The following is a 22,504-nucleotide window of genomic DNA, read 5'->3' as shown; positions in this document are numbered from 1 at the left end:
TGGCGTTCACCGTGGCCACGGGCTCGGCCTGGCCGGGCTGGAAGAGCTCGCCGCGCACAAAGGCCACGCTGCGCGAAAGGCGGTGACATTCGGCCTGGCAGACCAGGTCGGTTTCGGCCACGGCGGGGCGCAGGTAGTCCATGCGCAGGTCGAGCGTCGCGAAGGGCTCCAGGGCCTCCAGGGCCGCGCCCACGGCGATGCCGCAGGCGGTGTCGGCCAGCACGCTCAGGCAGCCCGGGTGGATCAGGCGGCGTTCGGCGTCACCCGTCCAGGTGGCGCGGGCCGGCAGCAGCAGGCTGGCGCGCCCTTCGCCGATCTCGGTCAGGGCCATGCCCGATGCACGGGCATACGGGATGCCCTGGATGAAGGCGTCGACCCAGGCGCGGCGGCTGTCGCCAGCAAAGATGCTCATGGTGGAATCCGGTGCGTTCAGTCTGCTTGACGTAAGCGTCAAGCACGCATTGTCCACAAAAGCGGCCGGACCACCCCGGCTTCAGGGGGCTTTCTCGCGTCGAGGCTGCAGGCCGATGGCCAGGCCCGTGGCCGTCACCCGGATCTCGCCCACCTCGTAGCCCATGCGGTCGGCGCTGCGCAGGTCCTCGGGCTTGAAGTGGTGCACCACCTGGTCCTGCAGGCGGCTTTCGGCCATGGCCGCGCCCAGCCGGGTCAGGCCCTTCTGGTACAGCTCGGGCAGGCCGTCGACGGTCACCTGCTCCACCTTCACGCCCGTGAGGCGGATGCTCAGGTCCTTGGGCTCGTAGCGCAGGCCGAAGCTCAGGGCCACGCGGCCCTGGTGATCGTGTCCCATCAGCAGGTCCTTGGCGGTCACGGGGATGGTCAGGCCCACGCGGTTGGCCTCGGGCATCAGCGTCAGGCTGGGTGCGCTGGCGCTCACGTCCAGCATGTTCATCACCCGCTGCGTGACCGGGAAGCGCTTGCCCAGCTTGGCGACCAGTTCTTCTTTCGGGACCTCGACCGTGCGTGGGCCCAGCAGGCTGGCGCAGCCGCTCAGGATCAGGGCGACAAGCAGGCCCAGCGCGGCCAGCGGGCGCAACCGCGTGTTCATGGGGCCTCCGGCCGCAGGGGGGCGCCCAGCTTGTCCACCCAGGTCTGCAGGCTGAGCACGCGCAGGCCGGTGCGCTGGCGGGCGCGGCCGGCCAGCTTGAGCAGGGCGGCGTCTTTCGTGAACAGCCAGGTGGCGCCGGCGTGCAGGGCCAGGTCGATGAAGACCTGGTCGTCCGGGTCCTTGCAGCGCAGCGGGCCGCGCGGGGGCTCGTCGACCATCTCGGCGTGGGCGTAGACGGTGGTGGTCAGGGCCGGGTCGGGCAGCCAGCGGGCAAACACGCTGCGCGGCCACACATGGCCCCATTCGGTGGCCATGGCCGGGCTGGCCAGCCAGCGCAGCCGTCCCTCGTCCAGGGCTTGCGCCAGGGGCAGGGCGGCGGGGTCCTTGAACACCCGCCAGTCCAGCAGGGCGTTGGTGTCCAGGATGACGATGGGGGTGGGCGCGTCGCTCATGCCCGTTCAGCTGGCCGAGCCGATCACGCCGCCGCCCAGGCACACCTCGCCCTGGTAGAGCACGGCCGACTGGCCCGGCGTGACCGCGAACTGCGCCTGCGGGAAGTGCAGGGCCACCTCGGTGGCGCTGCTGGCCGTGACCGCGCAGGGCGCATCGGCCTGGCGGTAGCGGCTCTTGGCGGCGATGCCTTCTGCGCCCACGGCCGGGCCGGTGCCGGCCACCCAGCTCAGGTCCTGGGCGACCAGGTGGTGCTGCTGCAGCCAGGGGTGATCGTGGCCCTGCACGACGTAGAGCGTGTTCGCGGCCATGTCCTTGCGCGCGACGAACCAGGGCTCGTGTTCGCCCGCGCCGCGCGGTGCGCCCTTGTCCTTCACGCCCCCGATGCCGATGCCCTTGCGCTGGCCCAGGGTGTAGAAGCTCAGGCCCACGTGTTCGCCCAGCTTGCGGCCCCGGTCGTCCTTGATGGGGCCGGGCGTGTTGCTCAGGTAACGGTTGAGGAACTCGCGGAAGGGCCGCTCACCGATGAAGCAGATGCCGGTGGAATCCTTCTTCTTGGCGTTGGGCAAGTTGATTTCGGCGGCGATGCGGCGCACCTCCGTCTTGGGCAACTCGCCCACGGGGAACAGGGTCTTGCTCAGCTGCGCCTGGTTCAGGCGGTGCAGGAAATAGCTCTGGTCCTTCAACGGGTCCAGGCCCTTGAGCAGCTGGAAGTGCCCCTGGCCGCCCAATTCGCCCAGCGCCCCCACCTCGCGCACGCGGGCGTAATGCCCGGTGGCGATCTTCTCGGCGCCCAGGCGCATGGCGTGGTCCAGGAAGGCCTTGAACTTGATCTCGGCGTTGCACAGCACATCGGGGTTGGGCGTGCGGCCGGCCTGGTATTCGCGCAGGAATTCGGCGAAGACGCGGTCCTTGTAATCGGCCGCGAAGTTGACGTGCTCGATCTCGATGCCGATCACGTCGGCCACCGAGGCCGCGTCCAGGAAGTCCTGGCGGCTGGAGCAGTACTCGCTGTCGTCATCGTCTTCCCAGTTCTTCATGAAGATGCCGATGACCTCGTGGCCCTGCTGCTTGAGCAGCCAGGCGCTGACGGCCGAATCGACGCCGCCGCTGAGGCCGACGACCACACGCTGTTTCTGAGTCATGACGGGGGGCACCAGGGGCGCCTGAAAAAAAGGGAGAGGCAATGGCAACAGCCGCTCGGAAGCGGCTGCGGGGTGAAACGGAGGCCGGCAGGCTGGGCGGGAATCAGGCCTCGCGGCGCAGGGCCGGCGCGCTGAAAACGCTGTCGTGCACGGTCAGGATCGACAGAGGATAACGCTGACCGGCCAGGTAGCTCTCGATGCACTCCAGCACCAGGGGGCTGCGCAGGCGCTCGGGGCGGGCGCGGATCTCGTCGGCCGTGAGCCAGACGGTGCCGACGATGCCCTCGTCGAGCTCCAGGCTGGGGTCGGCTTCCGAAACCGAGCCGCAGAAGGCCAGGCGCAGGTAGGTGATGTCTTCACCGGTGCGCGTGCGGCGGAAGCGCGACATGTACATGCCCAGGAAGCCCTCGGGTGTGAACACGCGGGCGGTCTCTTCCAGGGTTTCGCGGATGCAGCCCTCGACGGGAGATTCGCCCGGGTCGAGGTGGCCGGCCGGGTTGTTCAGCAGCAGACCGTCGGAGGTGTCTTCTTCGACCAGCAGGAAACGACCGTCGCGCTCGATCACGGCCGCCACGGTCACGTTGGGCTTCCAGCGCGCGGGGGGCGCCTGGCGAACCTCGGCCGAAGGGGCGCGTTCCCCGGTGTCGTCCTCGGTGTCTTCCACGGCAGCTTCCAGAATGTCGGCGGTCTTCATGGAGGCAGCATTATCCGGCAAGGGCATGACAAAACGGTGGTGTTTCTCGGCATCTCCGACCAGAAAAGGAGGGCGTGTCGTCTGGAATCAACCCCTGCTTGGGGCCCTTGGCACCCCCTTGGTGCCAGGGTGCCCCAGCAAGTGGCATGGCCAGCCCGATAATGTGAAAACAATTCTGGTCAGATATGGTGGTTGCGGCAAAGTGGCCACTTTCCCACGCCTGCCCGGAGGTCCGTCACATCACAGAATCGCTGCAATAGTTGTGTATGCTGATTGATTAGGCAGTATTCACGATTGACTGGCCCAGCCAGCAGCCCCATCCGTAGGAGACTTGTATGCGCATTGGCGTTCCCCTGGAGACCACGACGGGCGAGACCCGTGTGGCCGTGACCCCCGAGACCGTCAAGAAATTGAAGGCCCAGGGCCACACGCTGCTGGTGCAGTCGGGGGCCGGTGTGGCCGCCAGCGTGACCGACGAGGCCTATGTGGCCGCCGGCGCCGAGATCACCGATGTGGTGGGCGCCTTCGGGGCCGAGATGGTGTTGAAGGTGCGCTCGCCCTTCGAGAACGAGCGCGTCCTGATGAAGCCGGGCACCGTGCTCGTGGGCATGCTCAACCCCTTCGACAAGGACGGTCTGCAGGCCATGGCCGCCACGCAGCTCACCAGCTTCGCGCTGGAAGCCGCGCCGCGCACCACCCGTGCCCAGAGCATGGACGTGCTCTCGTCGCAGGCCAACCTGGCCGGCTACAAGGCCGTGATGATCGCGGCCGACAAGTACCAGCGCATCTTCCCCATGCTCATGACCGCCGCCGGCACCGTCAAGGCCGCCCGCGTGGTGATCCTGGGCGTGGGCGTGGCCGGTCTGCAGGCCATTGCCACGGCCAAGCGCCTGGGCGCGGTGATCGAAGCCTCCGACGTGCGCCCCTCGGTGAAGGAGCAGGTCGAGTCGCTGGGAGCCAAGTTCATCGACGTGCCGTATGAAACGGCCGAAGAAAAGGATGCGGCCGAAGGCGTGGGCGGTTACGCCCGCCCCATGCCCCAGTCCTGGCTGGACCGTCAGAAGGCCGAGGTGGCCAAGCGCGTCGCCGCCGCCGACATCGTCATCACCACGGCCCTGATCCCCGGCCGCGCTGCGCCCGTGCTGGTCACGGAAGACATGGTCAAGGCGATGAAGCCCGGTTCGGTCATCGTCGACCTGGCCGCAGCGCAGGGGGGCAACTGTCCCCTGACCGAAGCCAACCGCACCGTGGTCAAGCACGGTGTGACCCTGGTGGGCGAGACCAACCTGCCTGCGCTGGTGGCCGCCGATGCCTCCGCGCTCTATGCCCGCAACGTGATCGACTTTCTGAAGCTGGTCATCAACAAGGAAGGCCAGTTCCATGTCGATCTGGAAGACGACATCGTCAAGGCCTGTCTGATGACCCGCGATGGCCAGGTGCTGCGCGCCTGAGCCCGACCCTGTTTGAAGCAGTACCCCTGAGGAGAAAAAGACCATGCAACGCGTCATGCTGCGTGCCAAGCTGCACCGCGCCACCGTCACCGAAGCCATCCTGGACTACGAAGGCTCCTGTGGCATCGACGAAGACCTGATGGACGCCGCCGACATGAAGGAGTTCGAATACATCGAGCTCTACAACGTCAACAACGGCGAGCGCTTTGCCACCTACATCATCAAGGCGCCGCGTGGCTCCGGCACGATTTCCCTCAACGGTGCCGCTGCCCGCCGCGCGCACGTGGGCGATCTGCTGATCATCTGCACCTACGCCCCCATGAACGAAGCGGAAGTCGGCAGTTACAAGCCCAAGGTGGTGCTGCTGGACGAACGCAATGCGATCAAAGAAATCCGCAAGTTCGACTGAGCCTTTTTGACATCCCCAGGAGACAACACGATGGAAGCGCTTGAGCCTATCAGCCACGTCGTCACCAACCTGACCATCTTCGTGCTCGCCATCTATGTTGGCTACCACGTGGTCTGGACGGTGACCCCCGCCTTGCACACGCCCCTGATGGCCGTGACGAACGCCGTGTCGGCCATCGTCATCGTGGGCGCGATGCTGGCTGCGGCCCTCACGGTCACGCCCCTGGGCAAGACCATGGGCGTGCTGGCGGTGGCGCTTGCGGCGGTGAACGTCTTCGGCGGCTTCCTGGTCACGCGCCGGATGCTGGAGATGTTCAAGAAGAAGGACAAGAAAGCAGGGGCCAAGTAAATGAGCATGAACCTCATCACCCTGCTGTACCTGTTCGCCTCGGTGTGCTTCATCCAGGCCCTCAAGGGCCTGAGCCACCCGACGACTTCCATCCGTGGCAACTTCTTCGGCATGCTGGGCATGACCATCGCGGTGCTGACCACGGTGGGCCTGATCCACGGTCAGGCCACGGCGCTGAACATCGATTTCGGTGCCGGTCTGGGCTACGTGCTCGCGGCCCTGGTCGTGGGCGGCGGCGCGGGTGCCATCATGGCCAAGCGCGTCGAGATGACCAAGATGCCCGAGCTGGTGGCCTTCATGCACAGCATGATCGGCCTGGCCGCGGTCTTCATCGCCGTGGCGGTGGTGGCCGAGCCTTATGCCTTCCAGATCGTGGCCAAGCCCGTGGGCGACGCCATCGCGCAGATCCCGGTGGGCAACCGCCTGGAGCTCGCCCTGGGCGCGGCCATCGGTGCCATCACCTTCTCGGGCTCGGTTATTGCCTTCGGCAAGCTCAGCGGCAAGTACAAGTTCCGCCTCTTCCAGGGCGCGCCGGTGAACTTCGCCGGCCAGCACATGCTGAACCTGGTGCTGGGCCTGGCCCTGCTGGCCCTGATCGGTGTCTTCATGGCCACCCAAAGCCTGGAAGCCTTCTTTGCCGTGATCGCTTTGAGCTTCGTGCTCGGCGTGCTGATCATCATCCCCATTGGCGGCGCCGACATGCCGGTGGTGGTGTCGATGCTTAACAGCTACTCGGGCTGGGCGGCGGCCGGCATCGGCTTCTCGCTCAACAACTCCATGCTGATCATCGCGGGTTCGCTGGTGGGCAGCTCGGGCGCCATCCTCTCGTACATCATGTGCAAGGCGATGAACCGCTCCTTCTTCAACGTGATCCTGGGTGGCTTTGGCGGTGACGCTGGCGCCGCCGGGGCCTCGGGTGGTGCCCAGCAGCAGCGCCCGGTGAAGAGTGGCTCGGCCGACGACGCCGCCTTCGTGCTGGGCAACGCCGAGACCGTGGTGATCGTGCCCGGTTACGGCCTGGCCGTGGCCCGTGCCCAGCACGCCGTGAAGGAGCTGGCCGCCAAGCTGACCGAGAAGGGCATCACCGTGAAGTACGCCATCCACCCGGTGGCGGGTCGCATGCCCGGTCACATGAACGTGCTGCTGGCCGAGGCCGAGGTGCCTTACGACCAGGTCTTCGAGATGGAAGACATCAACGGCGAGTTCGGCCAGGCCGACGTGGCCATCATCCTGGGTGCCAACGACGTGGTGAACCCCGCTGCGCACGTGAAGGGCAGCCCGATCTATGGCATGCCCATCCTCGAGGCGTACAAGGCCAAGACCGTGATCGTGAACAAGCGTTCGATGGCCAGCGGTTATGCCGGCCTGGACAACGAACTGTTCTACATGGACAAGACCATGATGGTCTTTGGCGACGCCAAGAAGGTCGTGGAAGACATGGTCAAGGCCGTGGAGTGAGCCGCCAGGCTTGCTGAACCCGACCACCAGCCCGGCCGTGTGCCGGGCTTTTTTCATGGGGCTGGATGGGGCGCTTCAGCCGAGCACCACGCGGTTGCGGCCTTCGCGCTTGCCGCGGTAGAGGGCCTCGTCGGCGCGCCGGATGCCCTGGTCATGGGGTTCGTCAGGGCGCAGCTCGGCCAGGCCCAGGGTGGCGGTGAGGTGCAGGCCCTCGCCTTCGGCGGTCTGGCTCAGGCGCAGGGCGGCAATGGCTTCGCGCAGGCGCTCCGCCACAGGCAGGGCGGCGGCGGTGTCGGCAAAGGGCAGGACGATGAGGAACTCTTCGCCACCCCAGCGGGCCACCAGGTCCATGTCGCGCACGCCTTGTTGCAGGGCCTGGGCCACGCCCTGCAAGGCCCAGTCGCCCATGGCATGGCCGTGGGTGTCGTTGAGGGGCTTGAAGTGGTCGATGTCGACCAGGATCAGGCTGATGGGGTGGGGTTGGCGCTGGCGGATCGCTTGGTCTCGGTCCAGGGCCTCGAGCAGGCTGCGGCGGTTCATCAGGCCGGTCAGGCTGTCGGTGGTGGCCAGCTCGTGCAGGCGGCGTTCTGCGGCGTTGATCAGGCGCACGTAGGCGATGGTCAGGGCGCTGAGCACAAAGAGCGTGGCCGCGAGGTTGAAGAGGTGGAGCTGGCGCAGCAGCTGGGGCGCGATCGGTTGCAGAGGCAGGGCGCGGTGGCAGAACCAGTCCAGCCCCAGGTAGACCGTGCTGAAGCACAGGACCGCGGCGATCTTCACGGGCCACCGGGCGCGCTGGTTGGTCAGGATCACGGGGATGACCACCAGCAGGTAGTAGTGAAAGCCACTGTCCCAGCCCACGACGACGACGGCGGCGATGGCGTGGGCCATGATTTCGGCACCCATGATGCTCAGGGCCACGCCGACATGGCGACGCTGGATCAGGCGCAGGGCCAGCAGGTAGACCAGCACGCTGGCCACGTTGAACCGGGCCAGCGAGGGCACGCCGTCCTGCCAGAACAGCAGGGCAAACGCAAGGTGGACGAGTGCAGCCAGGACGCCGCCGATCGTCAGGAGGGTGCGGTAGGCGCCCTGGCCGATGGCCCGGATCGGCTTGATCTGGTCGTTGAAGGGGTGGCCGGTCTGCATGCACGGCCAGCTTAGCAGCGTCCGGCTGGCTGGCTGTACCACCTTGGGGCAGCCCACCCCTGCGGGGGGAGGGCGCGGCAGGGGGCTGCAGGGTGCGATCCCTATAATGCGCCACGTCAAAGGGCCCCTGAGGGGGCCCGACCTGTTTTGTTGCCACCTTGACCTCGGCCTGTCAGGCCTCATCCCCGGGATCCCGCGTGACCGCCACCGCCCCTCCCACGCCGCAAGCCCCGGCCGTGCCACCTGAAGACGCCGCACAGGCCGATGCGCTCATGGGCATCGCCGAGGTGTGTGCGGCCTACGAGGTCTCGCCGCGGGCGTTGCGCTTCTACGAGACCAAGGGCCTGCTGGCGCCGTGTCGCCTCAACGGCACGCGTGTCTATGGCCGCGAAGACTGCGCCCGCCTGGCCCGCATCCTGCGCGCCAAGTCCCTGGGCTCCTCGCTGGCCGAGATCAAGCATTACCTCGACATGTACGGCGAGCATGGCGAGGGCCGCCTGCAGCAGCTCGCCTATGTGATCGAGCGCACGGATGCCGCGATCGCCGAACTGGAGGCCAAGCGGGCCCAGATCGATGCCTCCCTGGCCGAACTGCGTGCCATGAACGAGCGCAGCCGCCAGACCTTGGCGGCCAAGCGCCAGGGGCAGTGAGCCGGCATGGACCTTTCCCTGATGGACTCGCCCGCGGCAGAGGCCGCAACGGCGATGGTGGTGGCGCCGGTGCGCCGCGCGCCGCGCCAGTCGCGCTCGCGCCGCCTGGTCGAGATGGCCCTGACGGCCTGCGCCGAGCTGATCACCGAACGCGGCCTGGCCGCCCTGAGCACCAATGCGGTGGCCGAACGGGCCGGGGTCAGCGTGGGGGCGATCTACCAGTACTTCCCGGACAAGGCCGCCCTGGTCGCGGCCCTGCGTGCGCGCCACCTGCAGGCCATGCTGAAGGCCGTGGCCGCCCGCTGGGATGCGGTCGCGCCCGCCAACCTGGCCGAGGCCGTGCAGGCCCTGGTGGCCGGGCAGTTCGAGGCCCATGCCATCGCGCCCGTGCTGCATGCCGAGTTGCTGGCCCTGGGGCCTTTTTTCGTGGTGGCCGATGCCCGCCTGAGCGGGGACGAGGCCCAGGCGCCCGGCCTCTTGTGGCTGCGCTGGCGGCGCCTGCTGGCCGCACACCGGGATCAGCTGGCCCTTGGCGGCACCGAGCGCGGTCTTGACCTCGACCTGGCCGCCTGGGTGGCGCTGCACACGGTCAATGGCCTGGCGCAAGGGGCCGCACTGCCGTTTGCGCGGCAGGCCTTGCAGGCCGCGGCCGAGCAGGCGGTGTGGGCCTATCTGAAGGGGGCTGCGCCGCTCAGCGGATGCCCATGAACATCTTCCAGCGCTTCTCGTTCTGGCGCTTGGTGTCGAAGAGGGCCTGATCGGCCTGTTTCAGCAGGGTGCCCACGCTGTCGACCTCGTCGGTGTAGGCGGCCATGCCCACCGAGACGCCCACGCCGACGTCGTCGCCGCTGCTGAGGTGGATGGGCTGGGCCACGGACTTGATCACGCGCCGGGCCAGCACCTGGGCGTCCTTGTCGTCGCCATGGCGCATGACGATGCCGAACTCGTCGACGCCAAAGCGCGCCACGACGTCACCGATGCGGACCTCCTGGCGGATGCGGCGGGCGACCTCGCGCAGCACCTCGACGCCGGCGGCATGGCCGAACCCGTCGTTCACTTCCTTGAAGCCGTCCAGGTCCATTACCAGCAGGGTGAAGGGCTCGCCGCGGCGCATGGCGTGGGCCAGTTCGATCTGCAGGGCCTGGTCGAAGTGGGCGCGGTTGGACAGGCCGGTGAGCGGATCGGTGATGGCCTGGCGGGCCAGGGCACGCTGTTGGGCGTGGGCCTCGATGGCGCGGCTGGCCAGCAGGGCCACGTCGCGCAGGGCCAGGGTCTGCTCGGCGCTGAGCTCGCGCGATTCGGCTTGGGCCACGGCCAGAGTGCCCAGGCAGCGGCCGGCCTCGTCGGTGAGGGCCACGCTGGCGTAGAAGCGCCAGTCGGGCTGGGCCTGTCGCAACGGGTGGGTGGACCAGGCGGGATCGTCGGCCAGGTCGCCGATGCACAGCAGGCCCTCGGGCGCGCTGGCGGTGGCATCGGCCAGGGTGGCACTGCGCGGCCATTCGCTCACGCCCAGGCCATGGGCGGCCTTGAGCCAGAGGCGATCGAGGTCGAGCAGGCCGATGAAGGCGATGGGGGTGTCGCACAGGCGGGCGGCGAGGCGGGCCAGGGCGTCGAAGGCCGCGTCGGGCGGGGTGTCGAGGATGTGGCGCTCGTGCAGGGCCCCGAGGCGGGCAGATTCGGCTTCAGTCAGGGGACTGGCCATGGCGGTCTTGGGCATGGGTCTCGTCTTTCTTACTGCTGCCTGGCTTATCGGCCGGCGCGGGCCGGGCATGAAGCCCTCCGTCTGAGGGGGCGGGCAGAAAATCCGTTTCTGGTGCACAGTGTCGCGCCTGCGGTGGCGCTTGCCCAGCCCCTGCGCCCGACCTCCTCCTTCTGCCCATGAGAGACTGTCCATGACCCTGCCTGCCGTGCCCCTGGAACCCATCGCCCCTGGTGGGCCCGCGCTGTCCCGCATCGTGGCGGGTGTGTGGCGCATGGCGCAATGGGGCATGGGGCCGGTCGAGCGCCTGCGCTGGATCGAGGCGGCGCTCGACCTGGGCATCAGCAGCTTCGACCACGCCGACATCTACGGCGACCACCAGTGCGAGGCGCTGTTTGGCGAGGCCCTGGCCCAGGCGCCAGGCCTGCGTGCGCGCCTGCAGCTGGTGAGCAAGTGCGGCATCCGGCTGGTGTCGGCCCAGCGGCCCGGCAACCGGCTCAAGCATTACGACACCTCGGCGGCGCACGTGCGGGCATCGGTCGAGCGCTCGCTGCAGAACCTGCGCACCGACCACCTGGACCTGCTGCTGGTGCACCGCCCCGATGCGCTGATGGACCCCGACGAGCTGGCAGAGGCTTTTCTGGCCTTGCGCGCCGAGGGCAAGGTGCTGCATTTCGGGGTGTCGAACCACACGCCTTCTCAGTTCGCCCTGCTGCACCGGCGCGTGCCGCTGGTGACGAACCAGGTCGAGCTCTCGCCCCTGCAGCTATCGGCCTTGCATGACGGCACGCTGGACCAGGCCCTGGACCTGGGCACGCGGCCCATGGCCTGGTCGCCTCTGGCCGGGGGGCGCCTGTTTGCGCAGCCGGGCGGTGGCGCGGGCCTGCTGGCGCGCCTGAGCGGTCGGGGTGCTGAGGCCGAGGCCGATGCCCGCCTGGTCCGTGTGCAGACGGTGCTGGCTCGCCTGGCGGCAGAGCGAGGGGTGTCGGTGGCGACCCTGGCCTACGCCTGGGTGCTGCGCCACCCGAGTCGGCCCCTGCCCATCACCGGCTCGGGTCGCACCGAGGCGCTGCAGGAGGCCGTGAAGGCCCTGGATGTGCCGCTGGACCGGCAGGATTGGTACGAGGTCTGGCAGGCGGCCATGGGCCACGAGGTGCCCTGAGCATCTGGTAGCCCAGGCGCCACCGGCCCTTCACCACACGTGGGGGCTGAGGCGGTAGAGCCGGCTGAAGGCCTCGTAGAGCGCCGGGTGGGCCTGGGCCAGTTCGGGTCCCTGCTCGAAAAACGCTTCGCTGACCACGGCCACGAATTCTTCCGGGGCGGTGGCGCCATAGGGGTCGAGGAAGGGCGCTTCGCCGCGGTCCACGGCCTCGACCAGCTCGCGCCAGGCGGCGCCCACGGTGCGGGCCCAGTCGCCACTGGGGGCTTCGGCCTCCAGGTCGGTGCTCAGGCCCAGGGCGTCGTCGAGCTGGTGGGCGAACTCGTGCACCACCACGTTGTAGCCATCGTGCGGTTCGGCGGCACTGGCCAGGGTGTCGTCCCAGGAGAGGATGACCTGGCCTTCGTGCCAGGACTCGCCGCTCAGGGCCTCGTTGGCCTCGCTGACCACGCCGGCGGCATCCGTGTGGCGGCGCCGGACCACGAAGGCACCGGGGTAGACCAGGATCTGGCGCACGCGGTCTAGCTCGCTCAAGGGGCGCTGCAGCACCAGCAGGCAGGCCTGGGCGGCAATCAGCACGCGCATCTCTTCGGTCACCTCCAGGCCGCGGCAGCCAATGAAGGCCTTTTCGGCCAGGAAGGCCTGCATGCGCTGGCGCAGGTGCTGTTGCAGGTCGGGCGGCAGGCGGCGGAACAGGGGCATGCGGCGTTGCAGCACCCGGCGCCAGAACGCCGGAAAGGGCTGGGTGGCCAGCTGGCGTTGGCGCCATGCGCGCCAGGCGGGTTGCCCCAGCAGCAGGGCGATGACGAGGAGGGGCAGGGCCAGGAGCAAGGAAGGCATGGCGAGGGCGAGGAGAAGACCTGGATTGTCGAAGGGTTTTGCATCCGGCGTGAACCTGGCGACGTAGTCCATCACGTCGACCCTGTTTTGCCTGCCCACCATGCCACCACCCTCCACCGTCCAGACCCCGGCCGCGCCGCCGGGTGATTTCGATTACGAATCGGCCGTGGAGGCCTGTGCGCGGGGCGAGCGCTTTGCGCTCAAGGCCCTGTACGAGCGAGAGTCGCGCTGGTTGCTGGCCGTGGCCATGCGCATCGTGCGCGACCGCGACCTGGCCCACGACGTGCTGCAGGAGGCCTTCCTGCAGATCTGGCAGAAGGCCGGCAGCTACCAGCGCGCGCTGGGGTCGGGGCGCGGCTGGGTCTACACCGTGGTGCGCCACCGGGCGCTCGACGAGGTGCGCCGCCAGCGCCCGGAAGACGCCATGGGCGACGATTTCGAGACCCTGGCCGAGCGCGTGCTCTACAACCAGGCGGCCCAGGACGCCCACACCGAAACCGACCACGACGACGAGGCCCTGCAGTTCTGCCTGGCCCAGCTCGACGACCCCAAGCGCCAGTGCGTGGTCGACGCCTTCATCGAAGGCTACACCCATGAACAGATCGCCCTGCGCCGCGGCAAGCCCGTCGGCACGGTGAAGTCGTGGATCCGCCGTGGCCTGCTGGCACTCAAGGAATGCCTCACATGAACTTCGACGACGCCAAGGAACGCTGCGCCCACGCCGGCGAGTACGTGCTGGGCACCCTGAACGCCCGCGAACGCGCGGCCATGGACGCCCGCCTGCCCACGGATCCGGCCTTGCTGGCCGAGGTCTACGCCTGGCAGGATCACCTGCTGGGCCTCACGGCGCGCCTGACGCCCATGGCGGTGCGCCCCGAGTTGTGGCCCCGCATTGCCGGGCGCATCGGTGAGGGCAGCTCGGCCCGGCCGGCCGCGTCCGTCTCGGCACCCGCGCCGCAGGCCGCCAACGACCCCAGTTGGCGCAGCCTGCGCTTCTGGCAGGCCACCAGTGGCCTGGCCGTGGCCGCTTCGGTGACCCTGGCGGTCTTGTTGGGCGTGCAGACCTGGCGAGGTGAGCAAAGCGGCGGCAGCCAGGCCCAACAGGGCGGGACGCGTTACCTCACATTGCTGGAAGCGCCCGGGGGCGGCGGCACTGGCTGGATCGTGGAGGCCGTGGCGGGCGGGCAGGTGCGCCTGCTGCCCGTGGGCGCCACGCCCGCCGTGCCCGAGGGCAAGACCCTGCAGTTCTGGACCAAGCCTCAGGGCGCCAGCGGCCCGACCTCCTTGGGCCTGGTCCGCGTGGGCGAGGCCGTGACCCTGCCGGCCAGCCGCCTGCCTGCGGTGGGCGCCCAGCAGCTGTTCGAACTCACGCTGGAGCCCGCGGGCGGCTCGCCCATCGGCAAACCCACCGGCCCCATCGTGTTCGTGGGCCGATCGGTGGCGATCTGAGCCGATCGGCGGGCTTCAGGCCAGGCGCTGCCACAGCCACCAGGCCAGGGCGATGGCGCTGGCCAGCCAGATCAGCACGATGACGAGGCCGGCCAGCAGCACCTTGGGCAGCTTGGCGGTCAACGCGTCCGCACGCCGTCGGGCTTCGTGCAGCACCTCGTGCGGCAGCAGCCGCACCACCAGCCAGATGCCCAGGGGCACCAGGATCAGGTCGTCGAGGTAGCCGAGCACCGGGATGAAGTCCGGGATGAGGTCGATCGGGCTGAGCGCATAGGCCACAACCAGAAAGGCCAGGATGCGCACGCCCCGCGGGGTGCGTGGATCGCGTGCGGCGAAGTACAGGGCCGCGACTTCGCGCTTGAGGCCGCGCGCCCAGGTGCGCAGGGTGCTCATCAGGCTCATGTCAGGCCCGGTCCTGTCCTGGGCGGCCGGCCTGGCGTCGCCATGCTTGCACGGCCTCGCTCAGGCCCGTCATGCTGTCGATCACCTTCACCCCGTCGGGCGGGCGGCGCTGCAGCAGCGGGTGCTGGCCGCCGGCCCACACGGCCACCTGCGGTGGCAGCTTGGCGCGCAGGTCTGCCAGGGTGTCGAGCACCATGGTCGAGGGCGAGTTGGCCGTGAAACCGATGGCCACCACGTCGACCTGGTGCTGCTGGCTGGCCTGCACCAGGTCCCACAGCGGGGTTTGCGGGCCCAGGTTCAGGGGCTGGGCCTGCAGCATCGTCAGCCAGCCCTCCACCATCAGCAGGCCCATGCCGTGGGGCTCCCCCGGGAAGGTGCTCAGCAGCACCCTCGGGGCCTGGCCAGGCGCGGGCACCGGCAGCCGGTGGATGGCCGTGTGCAGCGCGTGCTTGAGCTGGTGGCTCACCCAGTGCTCTTGCGTGACCTGGAAGCGGCCCCGCAGCCATCCTTCCCCCATGGCCCGCAGCAGGGGCGCGGTCACGTCGGTGATGAAGGTGGCCAGGCCCAGCGTCGTGAGTGCGTGGTTCAGCCGCTGGCGCAGGCCAATGGGGTCGTGCGCGTCGACACGCTCCAGGCAGGCGGCCACCCAGGGGGAGGCGGCCGGGTCGGCGCTGCTCTCGGGCCAGTCGGGGGGCGCTCCGAAGGCGGCGCGTTGCCCTGGCAGGCCGTCGGGCCAGTCGAGGTCGTCCGCCAGGGGCGAGCGGCCCTCGGTGGCGGGTGCCGCCTGTCCGTTGCCGGCTGGGGCGGCCCGTTTGCGCGCCACCTTCAGGCCCAGCCCCTGGGCGTCGGCACTGCGTTCGGCCAGGGACATCAGGTCGTCCATCGGCAACTCCACCACCCGCCCGGGGCGGTGGCCGACGTCGAGCAGGCGCTTGATCACGCGCAGGCGCTCGATCTGGTCCAGCGGGTAGCAGCGTTCACCCTGGCCGTCGCGCACGGGCACCGGGAAGCCATAGCGCCTTTCCCACACCCGCAAGGTGTCTTTGCTCAGGCCGGTGTCCCGCTCCACGGCGGCGATCGACATCATCAGAGGTCGGTTCATCATCGTTGTGCATCCAAAGTCCGGCGGGCGGCGTACAGGGAAAGACAGCCGATCAGGCCAGTGCGCCGGATCGGATTTTTGCCCAGGACAACACATTGCCGTTGTGCTGCGATGTGGCTAATATAGGTCGACAAAACCGATCTGACCAAGACAAAAGAGGCGTTTATGGACAAGTTCTGTACAAAACAGCAAACGTGGCGCCTGTGGCCCCTGGTCGCGGCCCTGCTGGGCGCCCCGGTTTTGTCGGCCCAGGCCGCCACCACCCCGACGGCCCCGTCCACGGCTGGTGGGGCCTCAGGCGTTGCGACCTGCACCGGGTTGCTGAACAAGACCTTCCCCCGCCTGCAGGACGAAAAGCCCCAATCCCTGTGCCAGTACAGCGGCCAGGTGGTGCTGGTGGTCAACACCGCCAGCTACTGTGGCTTCACCGGCCAGTACAAGGGCCTGGAAGCGCTCTACAGCAAGTACAAGGACAAGGGCCTGGTCGTGCTGGGCTTCCCCTCCAACGACTTTGGCAACCAGGAACCGGGCTCGGGCAAGGAGATCGCCGAGTTCTGCGCCAACACCTTCGGCGTGAAGTTCCCGATGTTCGCCAAGAGCCATGTGCGCGGCGACGAGGTCAACCCCCTGCACGCCGAGCTGATCAAGGCCACGGGAACCACCCCGAAGTGGAACTTCTACAAGTACCTGGTGGGGCGTGACGGCCGCAGCGTCAGCGCCTTCAGCTCCATGACCTCCCCGGACGACCGCGACTTCCTCGCCGAGGTCGAAAAGCGCCTGGCCGCCAAGCCCTGAACCGGGCGCCCCGGGTTTTTGCCCCTGCCGTCAACAAGCCCATCGGGCAAACTGACGCAATTCGTGACCAATTGGTTATAGTGCGACCAATCGGTAATTTAATGACTCGGCGCTGTCGCGCCCATGGGGTCGCACATGAAACGCATCGCAGTGATCGGGGCCGGCGTGGCCGGTCTGGGCGCCGCCCACCGCCTCAGCCACACCCCGGGCGACCGGGCCGTCACGCTCTTTGAAGCCGGCGCCTACTTCGGCGGCCACGCCAACACGGTGGACGTCACCCTGCCCGGGCCCGACGGGCAGCCGCTCACCCACGGTGTGGACACCGGCTTCCTGGTGTTCAACGAGCGCACCTACCCGCACCTGATCCAGCTGTTCGCCGACCTGGGCGTGCCCACGGCCAAGTCCGACATGTCGTTCTCGGTGCAGATCCCCGATCAGGCCCAGGGCCTGGCCGGTTTGCGCCCGGGGCTGGAGTGGTGCGGTTCCTCGCTCGACACGGTGTTTGCACAGCGCGGCAACATCGTCTCCCCCGCTTTCTGGCGCATGCTCTCCGACCTGTTGCGCTTCAACCGCCTGTGCACCCAGCTGGCCGAGCGCGGTGAAGAGGCCGCCCTGCAGCAGCCCATTGGCGACTTCCTCGCGGCCCAGGGTTTCAGCGAGGCCTTTCAGGAAGGCTACCTCCTGCCCATGGTGGCCTGCATCTGGTCCTGCCCCGTGCAGCAGATGATGCGCTTTCCCATCGCCACCCTGATCCGCTTCTGTCACAACCATGGCCTGCTCCAGGTCACGAACCGGCCGCAGTGGTACACGGTGGCGGGCGGCTCGCGCGAGTACGTGTGGCGCATCGTCGAGCGCCTGGCCGACGTGCACCTCAACACCCCCGTGCAGCGCGTGATCCCGCTGGGCGACGATGGCGAGGCCGGCGTCATGGTGCACAGCGAGCGCGGCGCCGAGCGTTTCGACGAGGTCGTGCTGGCCTGTCACTCCGACCAGGCCCTGGCCATGCTGGGGGCGGGTGCCACCGACGCCGAACGCCGCGTGCTCGGGGCCATCGGCTACCACCGCAACCGTGCCGTGCTGCACACCGACACCGGCCTCCTGCCCCGCAACCCCCGCGCCTGGGCCGCCTGGAACTACGAACGTGCGCCCACCCTCGAGCGTGAGGGCCACGGCGTCTGCCTGCACTACCTGATCAACCGCCTGCAGCCTTTGCCCTGGCAGCAGAACGTGGTGGTCTCGCTCAACCCTCTGCGCGAGCCTCGTCCCGACACGGTGATCGCCGAGTTCGACTACGCCCATCCCGTCTTCGACCAGGCCGCCATCCAGGCCCAGGCCGCGCTGCCGGGCATCCAGGGTCAGCGCCGCGTCTGGTTTGCCGGTGCCTGGACGGGCTACGGCTTCCACGAAGACGGCCTCAAATCCGGCCTGGCGGCGGCCGGTGGCCTCATGGTCCGCGATGGCGTCAGCCTGCCCGAGGATGCGGCCGAGCTGGCCAGCCGCTACCTCGCCCGGGCCACACCCGGTGCCCAGGCGAAGACCTCGGCCACAGCCGCCACGGAGCGTGCCGCATGAGCGCCGCGGCCGCCTCGCCCCAACCGGCCTCGGGCGCCCCGCGTGCCCTGATCGGCTTTGGGCAGGTGCGCCACGTGCGGCTCAAGCCGGCGCGCCACGCCTTCACCTACCCCGGTTATTTCTGGCTCTTGCCGATGCGCGCCCTGGCCCGACAGCCTGAGCCCGCCGTGCGCCGCAATGCCCGTGGCTGGCTGAGCTTTGCCGATGCCGACCACGGCGAGGGCGGCCCGGATGCCCTGGCCTGGCTCGATGGCCTGCTGCGCGCCGAAGGCGCCTGGACCGAAGAACTGGCCCAGGGTGAGGTCTGGCTGCAGACCTACCCACGCGTGCTGGGCTACGTCTTCAAGCCCGTGAGCTTCTGGTACGTGCACCGGCCCGATGGTCGCCTGCACGCCGTGCTGGCCGAGGTCAACAACACCTTTGGCGAGCGCCATTGCTACCTGCTGCAAGGCCCCGAACTTGGCTGGGGCCGAGAACTGCAGGCCCGCAAGGTCATGCACGTGTCGCCCTTTTGCGCACTGGAGGGCGGCTACCGCTTCCGCTTCATGCGCACCGTCGACCGCCTCATCGCCCGCGTCGACCACGACGACGACCACGGCCCCCTGATCCAGACCGCGCTCAGCGGTGCCCTGCAGCCCCTGACCGCTGCGAGCGTGCGCCGGGCCATCTGGGGCTGGCCACTGATGAGCTTTGGCGTCGTCGCCCGCATCCACTGGCAGGCCTTGAAGCTCTGGCTCAAGCGCGTGCCCTTCCACCGCAAGCCCGAAGCGCCCGCGCACTTCGTCACCGGCACACCAGGCCCGAACACACCATGAACCGCACCACCCCCATGGCCACCTCTGCCTCGCCCGCCGACTTCAACCTGCCGCAAGGCGCACCCGCCTCGGCGCGCATGGGCCTGGCCCTGCTGCAGCGCCTGCGGGTGGGCTCGCTCGACCTGCAGTTTCCCGATGGCAGCACCGCCCACTTCGGTCAGGTGGCCCATTCGGGCGATGGCGCCCCCCGCGCGGGGCTGCGCCTGCACAACTGGAAGGTGTTTGGCGCCGCCATGAAATCGGGTGACATCGGCTTTGCCGAGGGCTACATCGATGGCGACTGGTCCACCCCGGACCTCACCGCCCTGCTCACCCTGCTGATCGCCAACCGCGAGGTCATCGAGCAAGCCGTGTATGGCAGCTGGTGGGGCCGCCTGGTCTACCGGCTCAAACACCTGCTCAACCACAACTCCAAGGCCAACAGCCGCAAGAACATCCAGGCCCACTATGACCTGGGCAACGATTTCTACAGGCTCTGGCTGGATCAGACGATGAGCTACTCCAGCGCCTGGTTCGAAGGCGACCTGAGCAAGCCCATGGTCGAGGCCCAGCGTGCCAAGGTCAAGCGCGCGCTGAACGAGGCCGGTGTGACGGCCGATCAGCCGGGCCAGCGCGTGCTGGAGATCGGCTGCGGCTGGGGTGGTCTGGCCGAAATCGCCGCACGCGAACATGGCGCCCACGTCACGGGCGTGACGCTGTCAACCGAGCAACTGCAATGGGCCCGCGACCGCATGGCCCGCGCCAACCTCTCGGCCTGGGCCGACCTGCGCCTGCAGGACTACCGCGACATCGCCGATGAACCCTTCGATGCCATCGTCTCCATCGAGATGTTCGAGGCCGTGGGCCGCGAGTACTGGGGGGGCTACTTCACCACCCTGCAGCGCTGCCTGAAGCCCGGCGGCAAGGCCTGTCTGCAGACCATCACCATCCGCGACGACCTCTTCGACCGCTACGTCAAGTCCACCGACTTCATCCAGCAGTACATCTTCCCTGGCGGCCTGCTGCCCAGCGACGCCGCCTTCAAGGCCGAGGCGGCCAAGGCCGGCCTGGAGGTGGTCAACAGCCTGGCCTTCGGGCCGGACTACGCCGAGACCCTGCGCCGCTGGCGTGCCGACTTCCACCGCCACATCCACGCCGTGCAGCGCCTGGGCTTTGACGAGCGCTTCCAGCGCATCTGGGAGTTCTACCTGGCCTACTGCGAAGCCGCCTTCGACATGGGCAACACCAACGTCGTGCAGTACACCCTGCGCAAGCCGGGCTGAGTTGGCACCATGGCGCCTGCGCTGCTGGCCCACCCCCTCAGTGCCCGCTACGGCCTGCTTGGCCTGCCCCTGGCCTTTGTGGCCATGCCGCTGTACGTGGTGCTGCCCCAGCACTATGGGCAGGTGCTGGGCGTGCCGCTGGGCCTGCTGGGCGCGGTGTTGCTGCTCACCCGCCTGGCCGATGCCCTGATCGACCCGCTGCTGGGCCGCTGGGTCGACCGCCTGCTGGCCGGTGCGCGCTCGGCGCGCTTCGCGGCAGTCGGTGCGGCCACGGCCTTGGGCCTGGGCTTTGGCGCCCTGTTTTTCCCCCCGGTGCAGGGCACCTGGCCGCTGCTGGCATGGTGCACCGTCACCCTGGTCTGGACCTTCCTGGCCTACAGCCTGGCCAGCGTGCTGCACCTGGCCTGGGGCACACGCCTGGGTGGTGACGCGGCGCAGCGTGCGCGGCTGGTGGCCTGGCGCGAAGGCGCCGGCCTGGTGGGCGTGGTGCTGGCCAATGTGCTGGCCGTCCAGGCCGGTCTGGTCTGGACCACGGCGGTGCTGGCCCTGAGCCTGCTGCTGGGCGTGGCGGCCCTCCTGACCGGGCCCGCGCCCTGGTCCGCAGCCGGTGCATCAGGCTCATCGGTTGAGCCTGTGATCCCTTCCCTGACCTTGCCGTGGCGCACCCAGGGCTTTCGCCGCCTGATCACGCTCTTCCTGCTCAACGGCATTGCGAGCGCCATCCCGGCCACCCTCGTGCTGTTTTTCGTCAACGACCGGCTGCAGGCCCCAGCCTGGGCGCCGCTGTGCCTAGCCGCCTACTTCCTGGTGGGTGCGGCCAGCGTGCCCCTGTGGTTGCGCGGCATCGCCCGCATCGGCCCCATGCGCTGCTGGGCCCTGGGCATGGGCCTGGCCACCGCGGCCTTCGTGGGTGTGCTGGGTCTGGGCCCGGGCGACACCACGGGCTTCCTGCTCATCTGCCTCGCCAGTGGCGTGGCCCTGGGTGCCGACCTCACCGTGCCAGGCACCCTGCTGGCCGGGGTGGTGCAGCGCGCCGGCCACGGTGGCCGGGCCGAAGGTGCTTACGCCGGCTGGTGGCAATGGGCGACCAAGCTCAACCTGGCCCTGGCCGCCGGGCTCGCGTTGCCGGCACTGCAGGCCCTGGGCTATGCCCCGGGCAGCCGCGACCCCGAGGCCCTCTGGGCCCTGACCCTGGCATACGGGGGGCTGCCCTGTGTCGTCAAGCTGGCCGCGCTGGCCTTGTGCTGGCGCTGGCGCCGCCACCCCGCCCTGGCCTGATCTCTGGCCGATGACCTTGAAGGACGCCTCCATGAACCACCTCACCCCAGCCCGCCGCGGCGGCCTTGTTCGATCTGGTCGCCCTGTCCTGCGCCGTGCCTTGTGTGGCGCCGCCCTGCTCGCCGCCCTGGGCTTCACGGGCTGTGCTTCGGCGCCCACCCCGGCCGATTACGCACAGGAGCAGCCCACGCTCGACCTGCGCCAGTACTTCAACGGCCCGCTCACGGCCCACGGCATCTTCACCGACCGCGCGGGCAAGGTGGTCAAGCGCTTCACCGTCAAGCTGGTGGGCACCTGGCAGGGTGAGAAGGGCGTGCTCGAAGAAGACTTTGTCTACAGCGATGGCAGCACGCAGCGCCGGGTCTGGCGTCTCACGCACCTGGGAGGCGGTCGCTACACCGGCGAGGCCGACGACGTGCTGGGCCAGGCCACGGGCGTCTCGGCCGGCAACTCGCTGAACTGGCACTACACGCTGAAGCTGCCGGTCGACGGCACGGTCTACGAGGTGCAGTTCAATGACTGGATGTACCTCATGGACGGTCACACCTTGCTCAACAAGGCCGTGATGAGCAAGTTCGGCTTCACCCTCGGGGAGGTCACCTTGTCCTTCCACAAGCCCTGAACGGGCCTCGTCTTCCTTCCCACCTGCGCCACCGCGAAAGCACACCATGTCACTGAACCCCCGCGTCACGAACTGGGCTGGCCGTACCGTCTGGCTGGTGGGGGCATCGACCGGCATCGGCCGTGCCACCGCCCATTTGCTGCACGCCCGTGGCGCCGCGGTGGCCGTGTCGGCCCGTCAGGCGCCTGCCCTGAACGATTTCGTGGCGCACCACCCCGGCAGCCTCGCCTTGCCGCTGGACGTGACCGATTCCGCCGGCCTGGCCGAGGCGGGCCGACAGCTCATGGCCTGGTCGCCCCATGGCCGGCTGGACATGGTGGTGTACTGCGCGGGCCATTACCAGCCCATGCGCGCCCAGGACTTCGACCTGAAGGTGGCCTTGCAGCACCTGCAGGTGAACCAGGAAGGGGCGCTGCGCCTGCTGGATGTGGTGCTGCCGGTGCTCAAGCGACAGCAGGGCGGCCACCTCAGCCTGGTCGCCAGCGTGGCCGGCTACCGGGGGCTGCCCAAGGCCCTGGCCTATGGCCCGACCAAGGCGGCCCTGCAGAACCTGGCCGAGGTGCTCCACCTCGATCTGCAGTCCGATGGCATCGGCGTGTCGGTGGTCAACCCCGGTTTCGTCGAGACCCCGATGACCGCTGGCAACGACTTCACCATGCCGGCCCTGATCACCGCCGCCCAGGCCCACGCCG

General features: G+C 69.0%; 26 protein-coding genes. 16 read left to right on the top strand and 10 right to left on the bottom strand.

The features are described 5' to 3' along the window. The 5 genes from QZ994_RS10245 to QZ994_RS10225 form a co-directional block, all read right to left on the bottom strand. On the bottom strand, window positions 1-412 hold a 412-nt coding region (locus QZ994_RS10245), incomplete at its 3' end, for a PaaI family thioesterase (protein ID WP_290871330.1). A gap of 81 nt (window positions 413-493) precedes the next feature. Next, entirely contained in the window at window positions 494-1,066 is a 573-nt protein-coding gene (locus tag QZ994_RS10240) for a hypothetical protein (RefSeq protein ID WP_290871329.1), read from the bottom strand. Continuing rightward, window positions 1,063-1,518 (bottom strand): putative toxin-antitoxin system toxin component, PIN family, encoded by a 456-nt coding sequence (locus QZ994_RS10235; RefSeq protein WP_290871328.1) that lies wholly within the window; start codon window positions 1,516-1,518, stop codon window positions 1,063-1,065. Before QZ994_RS10235 ends, QZ994_RS10240 begins: the two co-directional genes overlap by 4 nt. A gap of 6 nt (window positions 1,519-1,524) precedes the next feature. Further along, complete coding sequence (gene mnmA / locus QZ994_RS10230) at window positions 1,525-2,661, bottom strand: tRNA 2-thiouridine(34) synthase MnmA (RefSeq protein WP_290871327.1); 1,137 nt, start codon at window positions 2,659-2,661, stop codon at window positions 1,525-1,527. Window positions 2,662-2,764: 103 nt separating this feature from the next. Further along, window positions 2,765-3,355, bottom strand: coding sequence for an NUDIX hydrolase (locus QZ994_RS10225; protein WP_290871326.1), 591 nt, complete (start codon window positions 3,353-3,355; stop codon window positions 2,765-2,767). Between the two features lie 335 nt (window positions 3,356-3,690). On the opposite strand from QZ994_RS10225, the gene QZ994_RS10220 reads away from it, so the two are divergent. The 4 genes from QZ994_RS10220 to QZ994_RS10205 are packed head-to-tail and all read left to right on the top strand — an operon-like array spanning window position 3,691 to window position 7,021. After that, window positions 3,691-4,806, top strand: coding sequence for a Re/Si-specific NAD(P)(+) transhydrogenase subunit alpha (locus QZ994_RS10220; protein WP_290871325.1), 1,116 nt, complete (start codon window positions 3,691-3,693; stop codon window positions 4,804-4,806). Window positions 4,807-4,849: 43 nt separating this feature from the next. Then, window positions 4,850-5,215, top strand: coding sequence for an aspartate 1-decarboxylase (panD, locus tag QZ994_RS10215; RefSeq protein WP_290871324.1), 366 nt, complete (start codon window positions 4,850-4,852; stop codon window positions 5,213-5,215). Between the two features lie 30 nt (window positions 5,216-5,245). Continuing rightward, a complete protein-coding gene (locus QZ994_RS10210; RefSeq protein ID WP_290871323.1) occupies window positions 5,246-5,563 on the top strand; it encodes an NAD(P) transhydrogenase subunit alpha in 318 nt (105 codons plus the stop codon). Beyond that, the gene (locus QZ994_RS10205; RefSeq protein ID WP_290871322.1) at window positions 5,564-7,021 is read left to right on the top strand and encodes an NAD(P)(+) transhydrogenase (Re/Si-specific) subunit beta; all 1,458 of its coding nucleotides are present in this window, start codon (window positions 5,564-5,566) and stop codon (window positions 7,019-7,021) included. A 75-nt stretch (window positions 7,022-7,096) separates the two neighbouring features. Here QZ994_RS10205 and QZ994_RS10200 read toward each other — a convergent pair whose 3' ends face one another. Continuing rightward, window positions 7,097-8,167 carry a GGDEF domain-containing protein gene (locus tag QZ994_RS10200; protein ID WP_290871321.1) on the bottom strand — a complete coding sequence of 357 codons (1,071 nt, stop codon included), beginning with the start codon at window positions 8,165-8,167 and terminating at the stop codon, window positions 7,097-7,099. Between the two features lie 197 nt (window positions 8,168-8,364). Here QZ994_RS10200 and QZ994_RS10195 point away from each other — a divergent pair, with 197 nt between their 5' ends. Continuing rightward, the gene (locus QZ994_RS10195) at window positions 8,365-8,817 is read left to right on the top strand and encodes a MerR family DNA-binding transcriptional regulator (RefSeq protein WP_290871320.1); all 453 of its coding nucleotides are present in this window, start codon (window positions 8,365-8,367) and stop codon (window positions 8,815-8,817) included. A 6-nt stretch (window positions 8,818-8,823) separates the two neighbouring features. Next, window positions 8,824-9,525 (top strand): TetR/AcrR family transcriptional regulator, encoded by a 702-nt coding sequence (locus tag QZ994_RS10190; protein WP_290871319.1) that lies wholly within the window; start codon window positions 8,824-8,826, stop codon window positions 9,523-9,525. Here the strand turns inward: QZ994_RS10190 and QZ994_RS10185 are convergent. Beyond that, the gene (locus QZ994_RS10185) at window positions 9,509-10,534 is read right to left on the bottom strand and encodes a diguanylate cyclase (protein ID WP_290871318.1); all 1,026 of its coding nucleotides are present in this window, start codon (window positions 10,532-10,534) and stop codon (window positions 9,509-9,511) included. The two genes, QZ994_RS10190 and QZ994_RS10185, sit on opposite strands and share 17 nt — an antisense overlap. Window positions 10,535-10,709: 175 nt before the next feature. Here QZ994_RS10185 and QZ994_RS10180 point away from each other — a divergent pair, with 175 nt between their 5' ends. Further along, window positions 10,710-11,678, top strand: coding sequence for an aldo/keto reductase family oxidoreductase (locus QZ994_RS10180; protein WP_290871317.1), 969 nt, complete (start codon window positions 10,710-10,712; stop codon window positions 11,676-11,678). A 30-nt stretch (window positions 11,679-11,708) separates the two neighbouring features. On the opposite strand, the gene QZ994_RS10175 is transcribed toward QZ994_RS10180, so the two are convergent. Then, window positions 11,709-12,515 (bottom strand): zinc-dependent peptidase, encoded by an 807-nt coding sequence (locus QZ994_RS10175; RefSeq protein WP_290871316.1) that lies wholly within the window; start codon window positions 12,513-12,515, stop codon window positions 11,709-11,711. Window positions 12,516-12,615: 100 nt separating this feature from the next. Between QZ994_RS10175 and QZ994_RS10170 the strand changes: the two genes are divergently transcribed. Continuing rightward, window positions 12,616-13,203, top strand: coding sequence for a sigma-70 family RNA polymerase sigma factor (locus tag QZ994_RS10170; RefSeq protein ID WP_290871315.1), 588 nt, complete (start codon window positions 12,616-12,618; stop codon window positions 13,201-13,203). Further along, window positions 13,200-13,964, top strand: a complete 765-nt coding sequence (locus tag QZ994_RS10165) for an anti-sigma factor (protein WP_290871314.1) — start codon at window positions 13,200-13,202, stop codon at window positions 13,962-13,964. The genes QZ994_RS10170 and QZ994_RS10165 overlap by 4 nt, the downstream gene beginning before the upstream one ends. A gap of 15 nt (window positions 13,965-13,979) precedes the next feature. Here the strand turns inward: QZ994_RS10165 and QZ994_RS10160 are convergent, their stop codons facing one another. After that, a complete protein-coding gene (locus QZ994_RS10160) occupies window positions 13,980-14,366 on the bottom strand; it encodes a YkvA family protein (protein ID WP_290871313.1) in 387 nt (128 codons plus the stop codon). A gap of 1 nt (window position 14,367) precedes the next feature. Then, on the bottom strand, window positions 14,368-15,468 hold the full coding sequence (locus QZ994_RS10155) for a MerR family transcriptional regulator (RefSeq protein ID WP_290871312.1): 1,101 nt from the start codon (window positions 15,466-15,468) through the stop codon (window positions 14,368-14,370). 165 nt (window positions 15,469-15,633) lie between these two features. Between QZ994_RS10155 and QZ994_RS10150 the strand changes: the two genes are divergently transcribed. The 7 genes from QZ994_RS10150 to QZ994_RS10120 form a co-directional block, all read left to right on the top strand. Continuing rightward, complete coding sequence (locus QZ994_RS10150) at window positions 15,634-16,263, top strand: glutathione peroxidase (protein WP_290871311.1); 630 nt, start codon at window positions 15,634-15,636, stop codon at window positions 16,261-16,263. A gap of 135 nt (window positions 16,264-16,398) precedes the next feature. Then, window positions 16,399-17,835, top strand: coding sequence for an FAD-dependent oxidoreductase (locus tag QZ994_RS10145; protein WP_290871310.1), 1,437 nt, complete (start codon window positions 16,399-16,401; stop codon window positions 17,833-17,835). Next, window positions 17,832-18,650 carry a DUF1365 domain-containing protein gene (locus tag QZ994_RS10140; RefSeq protein WP_290871309.1) on the top strand — a complete coding sequence of 273 codons (819 nt, stop codon included), beginning with the start codon at window positions 17,832-17,834 and terminating at the stop codon, window positions 18,648-18,650. Before QZ994_RS10145 ends, QZ994_RS10140 begins: the two co-directional genes overlap by 4 nt. After that, the gene (locus tag QZ994_RS10135) at window positions 18,647-19,912 is read left to right on the top strand and encodes a cyclopropane-fatty-acyl-phospholipid synthase family protein (RefSeq protein ID WP_290871308.1); all 1,266 of its coding nucleotides are present in this window, start codon (window positions 18,647-18,649) and stop codon (window positions 19,910-19,912) included. Before QZ994_RS10140 ends, QZ994_RS10135 begins: the two co-directional genes overlap by 4 nt. A 9-nt stretch (window positions 19,913-19,921) precedes the next feature. Next, on the top strand, window positions 19,922-21,190 hold the full coding sequence (locus tag QZ994_RS10130) for an MFS transporter (protein WP_290871307.1): 1,269 nt from the start codon (window positions 19,922-19,924) through the stop codon (window positions 21,188-21,190). A gap of 31 nt (window positions 21,191-21,221) precedes the next feature. Next, window positions 21,222-21,812, top strand: coding sequence for a DUF3833 domain-containing protein (locus QZ994_RS10125; RefSeq protein ID WP_290871306.1), 591 nt, complete (start codon window positions 21,222-21,224; stop codon window positions 21,810-21,812). 46 nt (window positions 21,813-21,858) lie between these two features. After that, on the top strand, window positions 21,859-22,504 hold a 646-nt coding region (locus QZ994_RS10120), incomplete at its 3' end, for an SDR family oxidoreductase (protein ID WP_290871305.1).

This window comes from Aquabacterium sp. (genome assembly GCF_021768455.1).
Classification (GTDB): Bacteria; Pseudomonadota; Gammaproteobacteria; order Burkholderiales; family Burkholderiaceae_C; genus Aquabacterium.
The sequence above is the reverse complement of the archived record's forward strand: the minus strand, read 5'-3'. Positions and strand labels throughout refer to the sequence as shown.

Excerpts from the sequence above, each read along its gene's own strand:
- QZ994_RS10240 (WP_290871329.1), bottom strand. The coding sequence starts at position 1,066 with ATGAACACGCGGTTGCGCCCGCTGGCCGCGCTGGGCCTGCTTGTCGCC.
- QZ994_RS10235 (WP_290871328.1), bottom strand. The coding sequence starts at position 1,518 with ATGAGCGACGCGCCCACCCCCATCGTCATCCTGGACACCAACGCCCTG.
- mnmA (WP_290871327.1), bottom strand. The coding sequence starts at position 2,661 with ATGACTCAGAAACAGCGTGTGGTCGTCGGCCTCAGCGGCGGCGTCGAT.
- QZ994_RS10225 (WP_290871326.1), bottom strand. The coding sequence starts at position 3,355 with ATGAAGACCGCCGACATTCTGGAAGCTGCCGTGGAAGACACCGAGGAC.
- QZ994_RS10220 (WP_290871325.1), top strand. The coding sequence starts at position 3,691 with ATGCGCATTGGCGTTCCCCTGGAGACCACGACGGGCGAGACCCGTGTG.
- panD (WP_290871324.1), top strand. The coding sequence starts at position 4,850 with ATGCAACGCGTCATGCTGCGTGCCAAGCTGCACCGCGCCACCGTCACC.
- QZ994_RS10210 (WP_290871323.1), top strand. The coding sequence starts at position 5,246 with ATGGAAGCGCTTGAGCCTATCAGCCACGTCGTCACCAACCTGACCATC.
- QZ994_RS10205 (WP_290871322.1), top strand. The coding sequence starts at position 5,564 with ATGAGCATGAACCTCATCACCCTGCTGTACCTGTTCGCCTCGGTGTGC.
- QZ994_RS10200 (WP_290871321.1), bottom strand. The coding sequence starts at position 8,167 with ATGCAGACCGGCCACCCCTTCAACGACCAGATCAAGCCGATCCGGGCC.
- QZ994_RS10190 (WP_290871319.1), top strand. The coding sequence starts at position 8,824 with ATGGACCTTTCCCTGATGGACTCGCCCGCGGCAGAGGCCGCAACGGCG.
- QZ994_RS10185 (WP_290871318.1), bottom strand. The coding sequence starts at position 10,534 with ATGCCCAAGACCGCCATGGCCAGTCCCCTGACTGAAGCCGAATCTGCC.
- QZ994_RS10180 (WP_290871317.1), top strand. The coding sequence starts at position 10,710 with ATGACCCTGCCTGCCGTGCCCCTGGAACCCATCGCCCCTGGTGGGCCC.
- QZ994_RS10175 (WP_290871316.1), bottom strand. The coding sequence starts at position 12,515 with ATGCCTTCCTTGCTCCTGGCCCTGCCCCTCCTCGTCATCGCCCTGCTG.
- QZ994_RS10170 (WP_290871315.1), top strand. The coding sequence starts at position 12,616 with ATGCCACCACCCTCCACCGTCCAGACCCCGGCCGCGCCGCCGGGTGAT.
- QZ994_RS10165 (WP_290871314.1), top strand. The coding sequence starts at position 13,200 with ATGAACTTCGACGACGCCAAGGAACGCTGCGCCCACGCCGGCGAGTAC.
- QZ994_RS10160 (WP_290871313.1), bottom strand. The coding sequence starts at position 14,366 with ATGAGCCTGATGAGCACCCTGCGCACCTGGGCGCGCGGCCTCAAGCGC.
- QZ994_RS10155 (WP_290871312.1), bottom strand. The coding sequence starts at position 15,468 with ATGAACCGACCTCTGATGATGTCGATCGCCGCCGTGGAGCGGGACACC.
- QZ994_RS10150 (WP_290871311.1), top strand. The coding sequence starts at position 15,634 with ATGGACAAGTTCTGTACAAAACAGCAAACGTGGCGCCTGTGGCCCCTG.
- QZ994_RS10145 (WP_290871310.1), top strand. The coding sequence starts at position 16,399 with ATGAAACGCATCGCAGTGATCGGGGCCGGCGTGGCCGGTCTGGGCGCC.
- QZ994_RS10140 (WP_290871309.1), top strand. The coding sequence starts at position 17,832 with ATGAGCGCCGCGGCCGCCTCGCCCCAACCGGCCTCGGGCGCCCCGCGT.
- QZ994_RS10135 (WP_290871308.1), top strand. The coding sequence starts at position 18,647 with ATGAACCGCACCACCCCCATGGCCACCTCTGCCTCGCCCGCCGACTTC.
- QZ994_RS10130 (WP_290871307.1), top strand. The coding sequence starts at position 19,922 with ATGGCGCCTGCGCTGCTGGCCCACCCCCTCAGTGCCCGCTACGGCCTG.
- QZ994_RS10125 (WP_290871306.1), top strand. The coding sequence starts at position 21,222 with ATGAACCACCTCACCCCAGCCCGCCGCGGCGGCCTTGTTCGATCTGGT.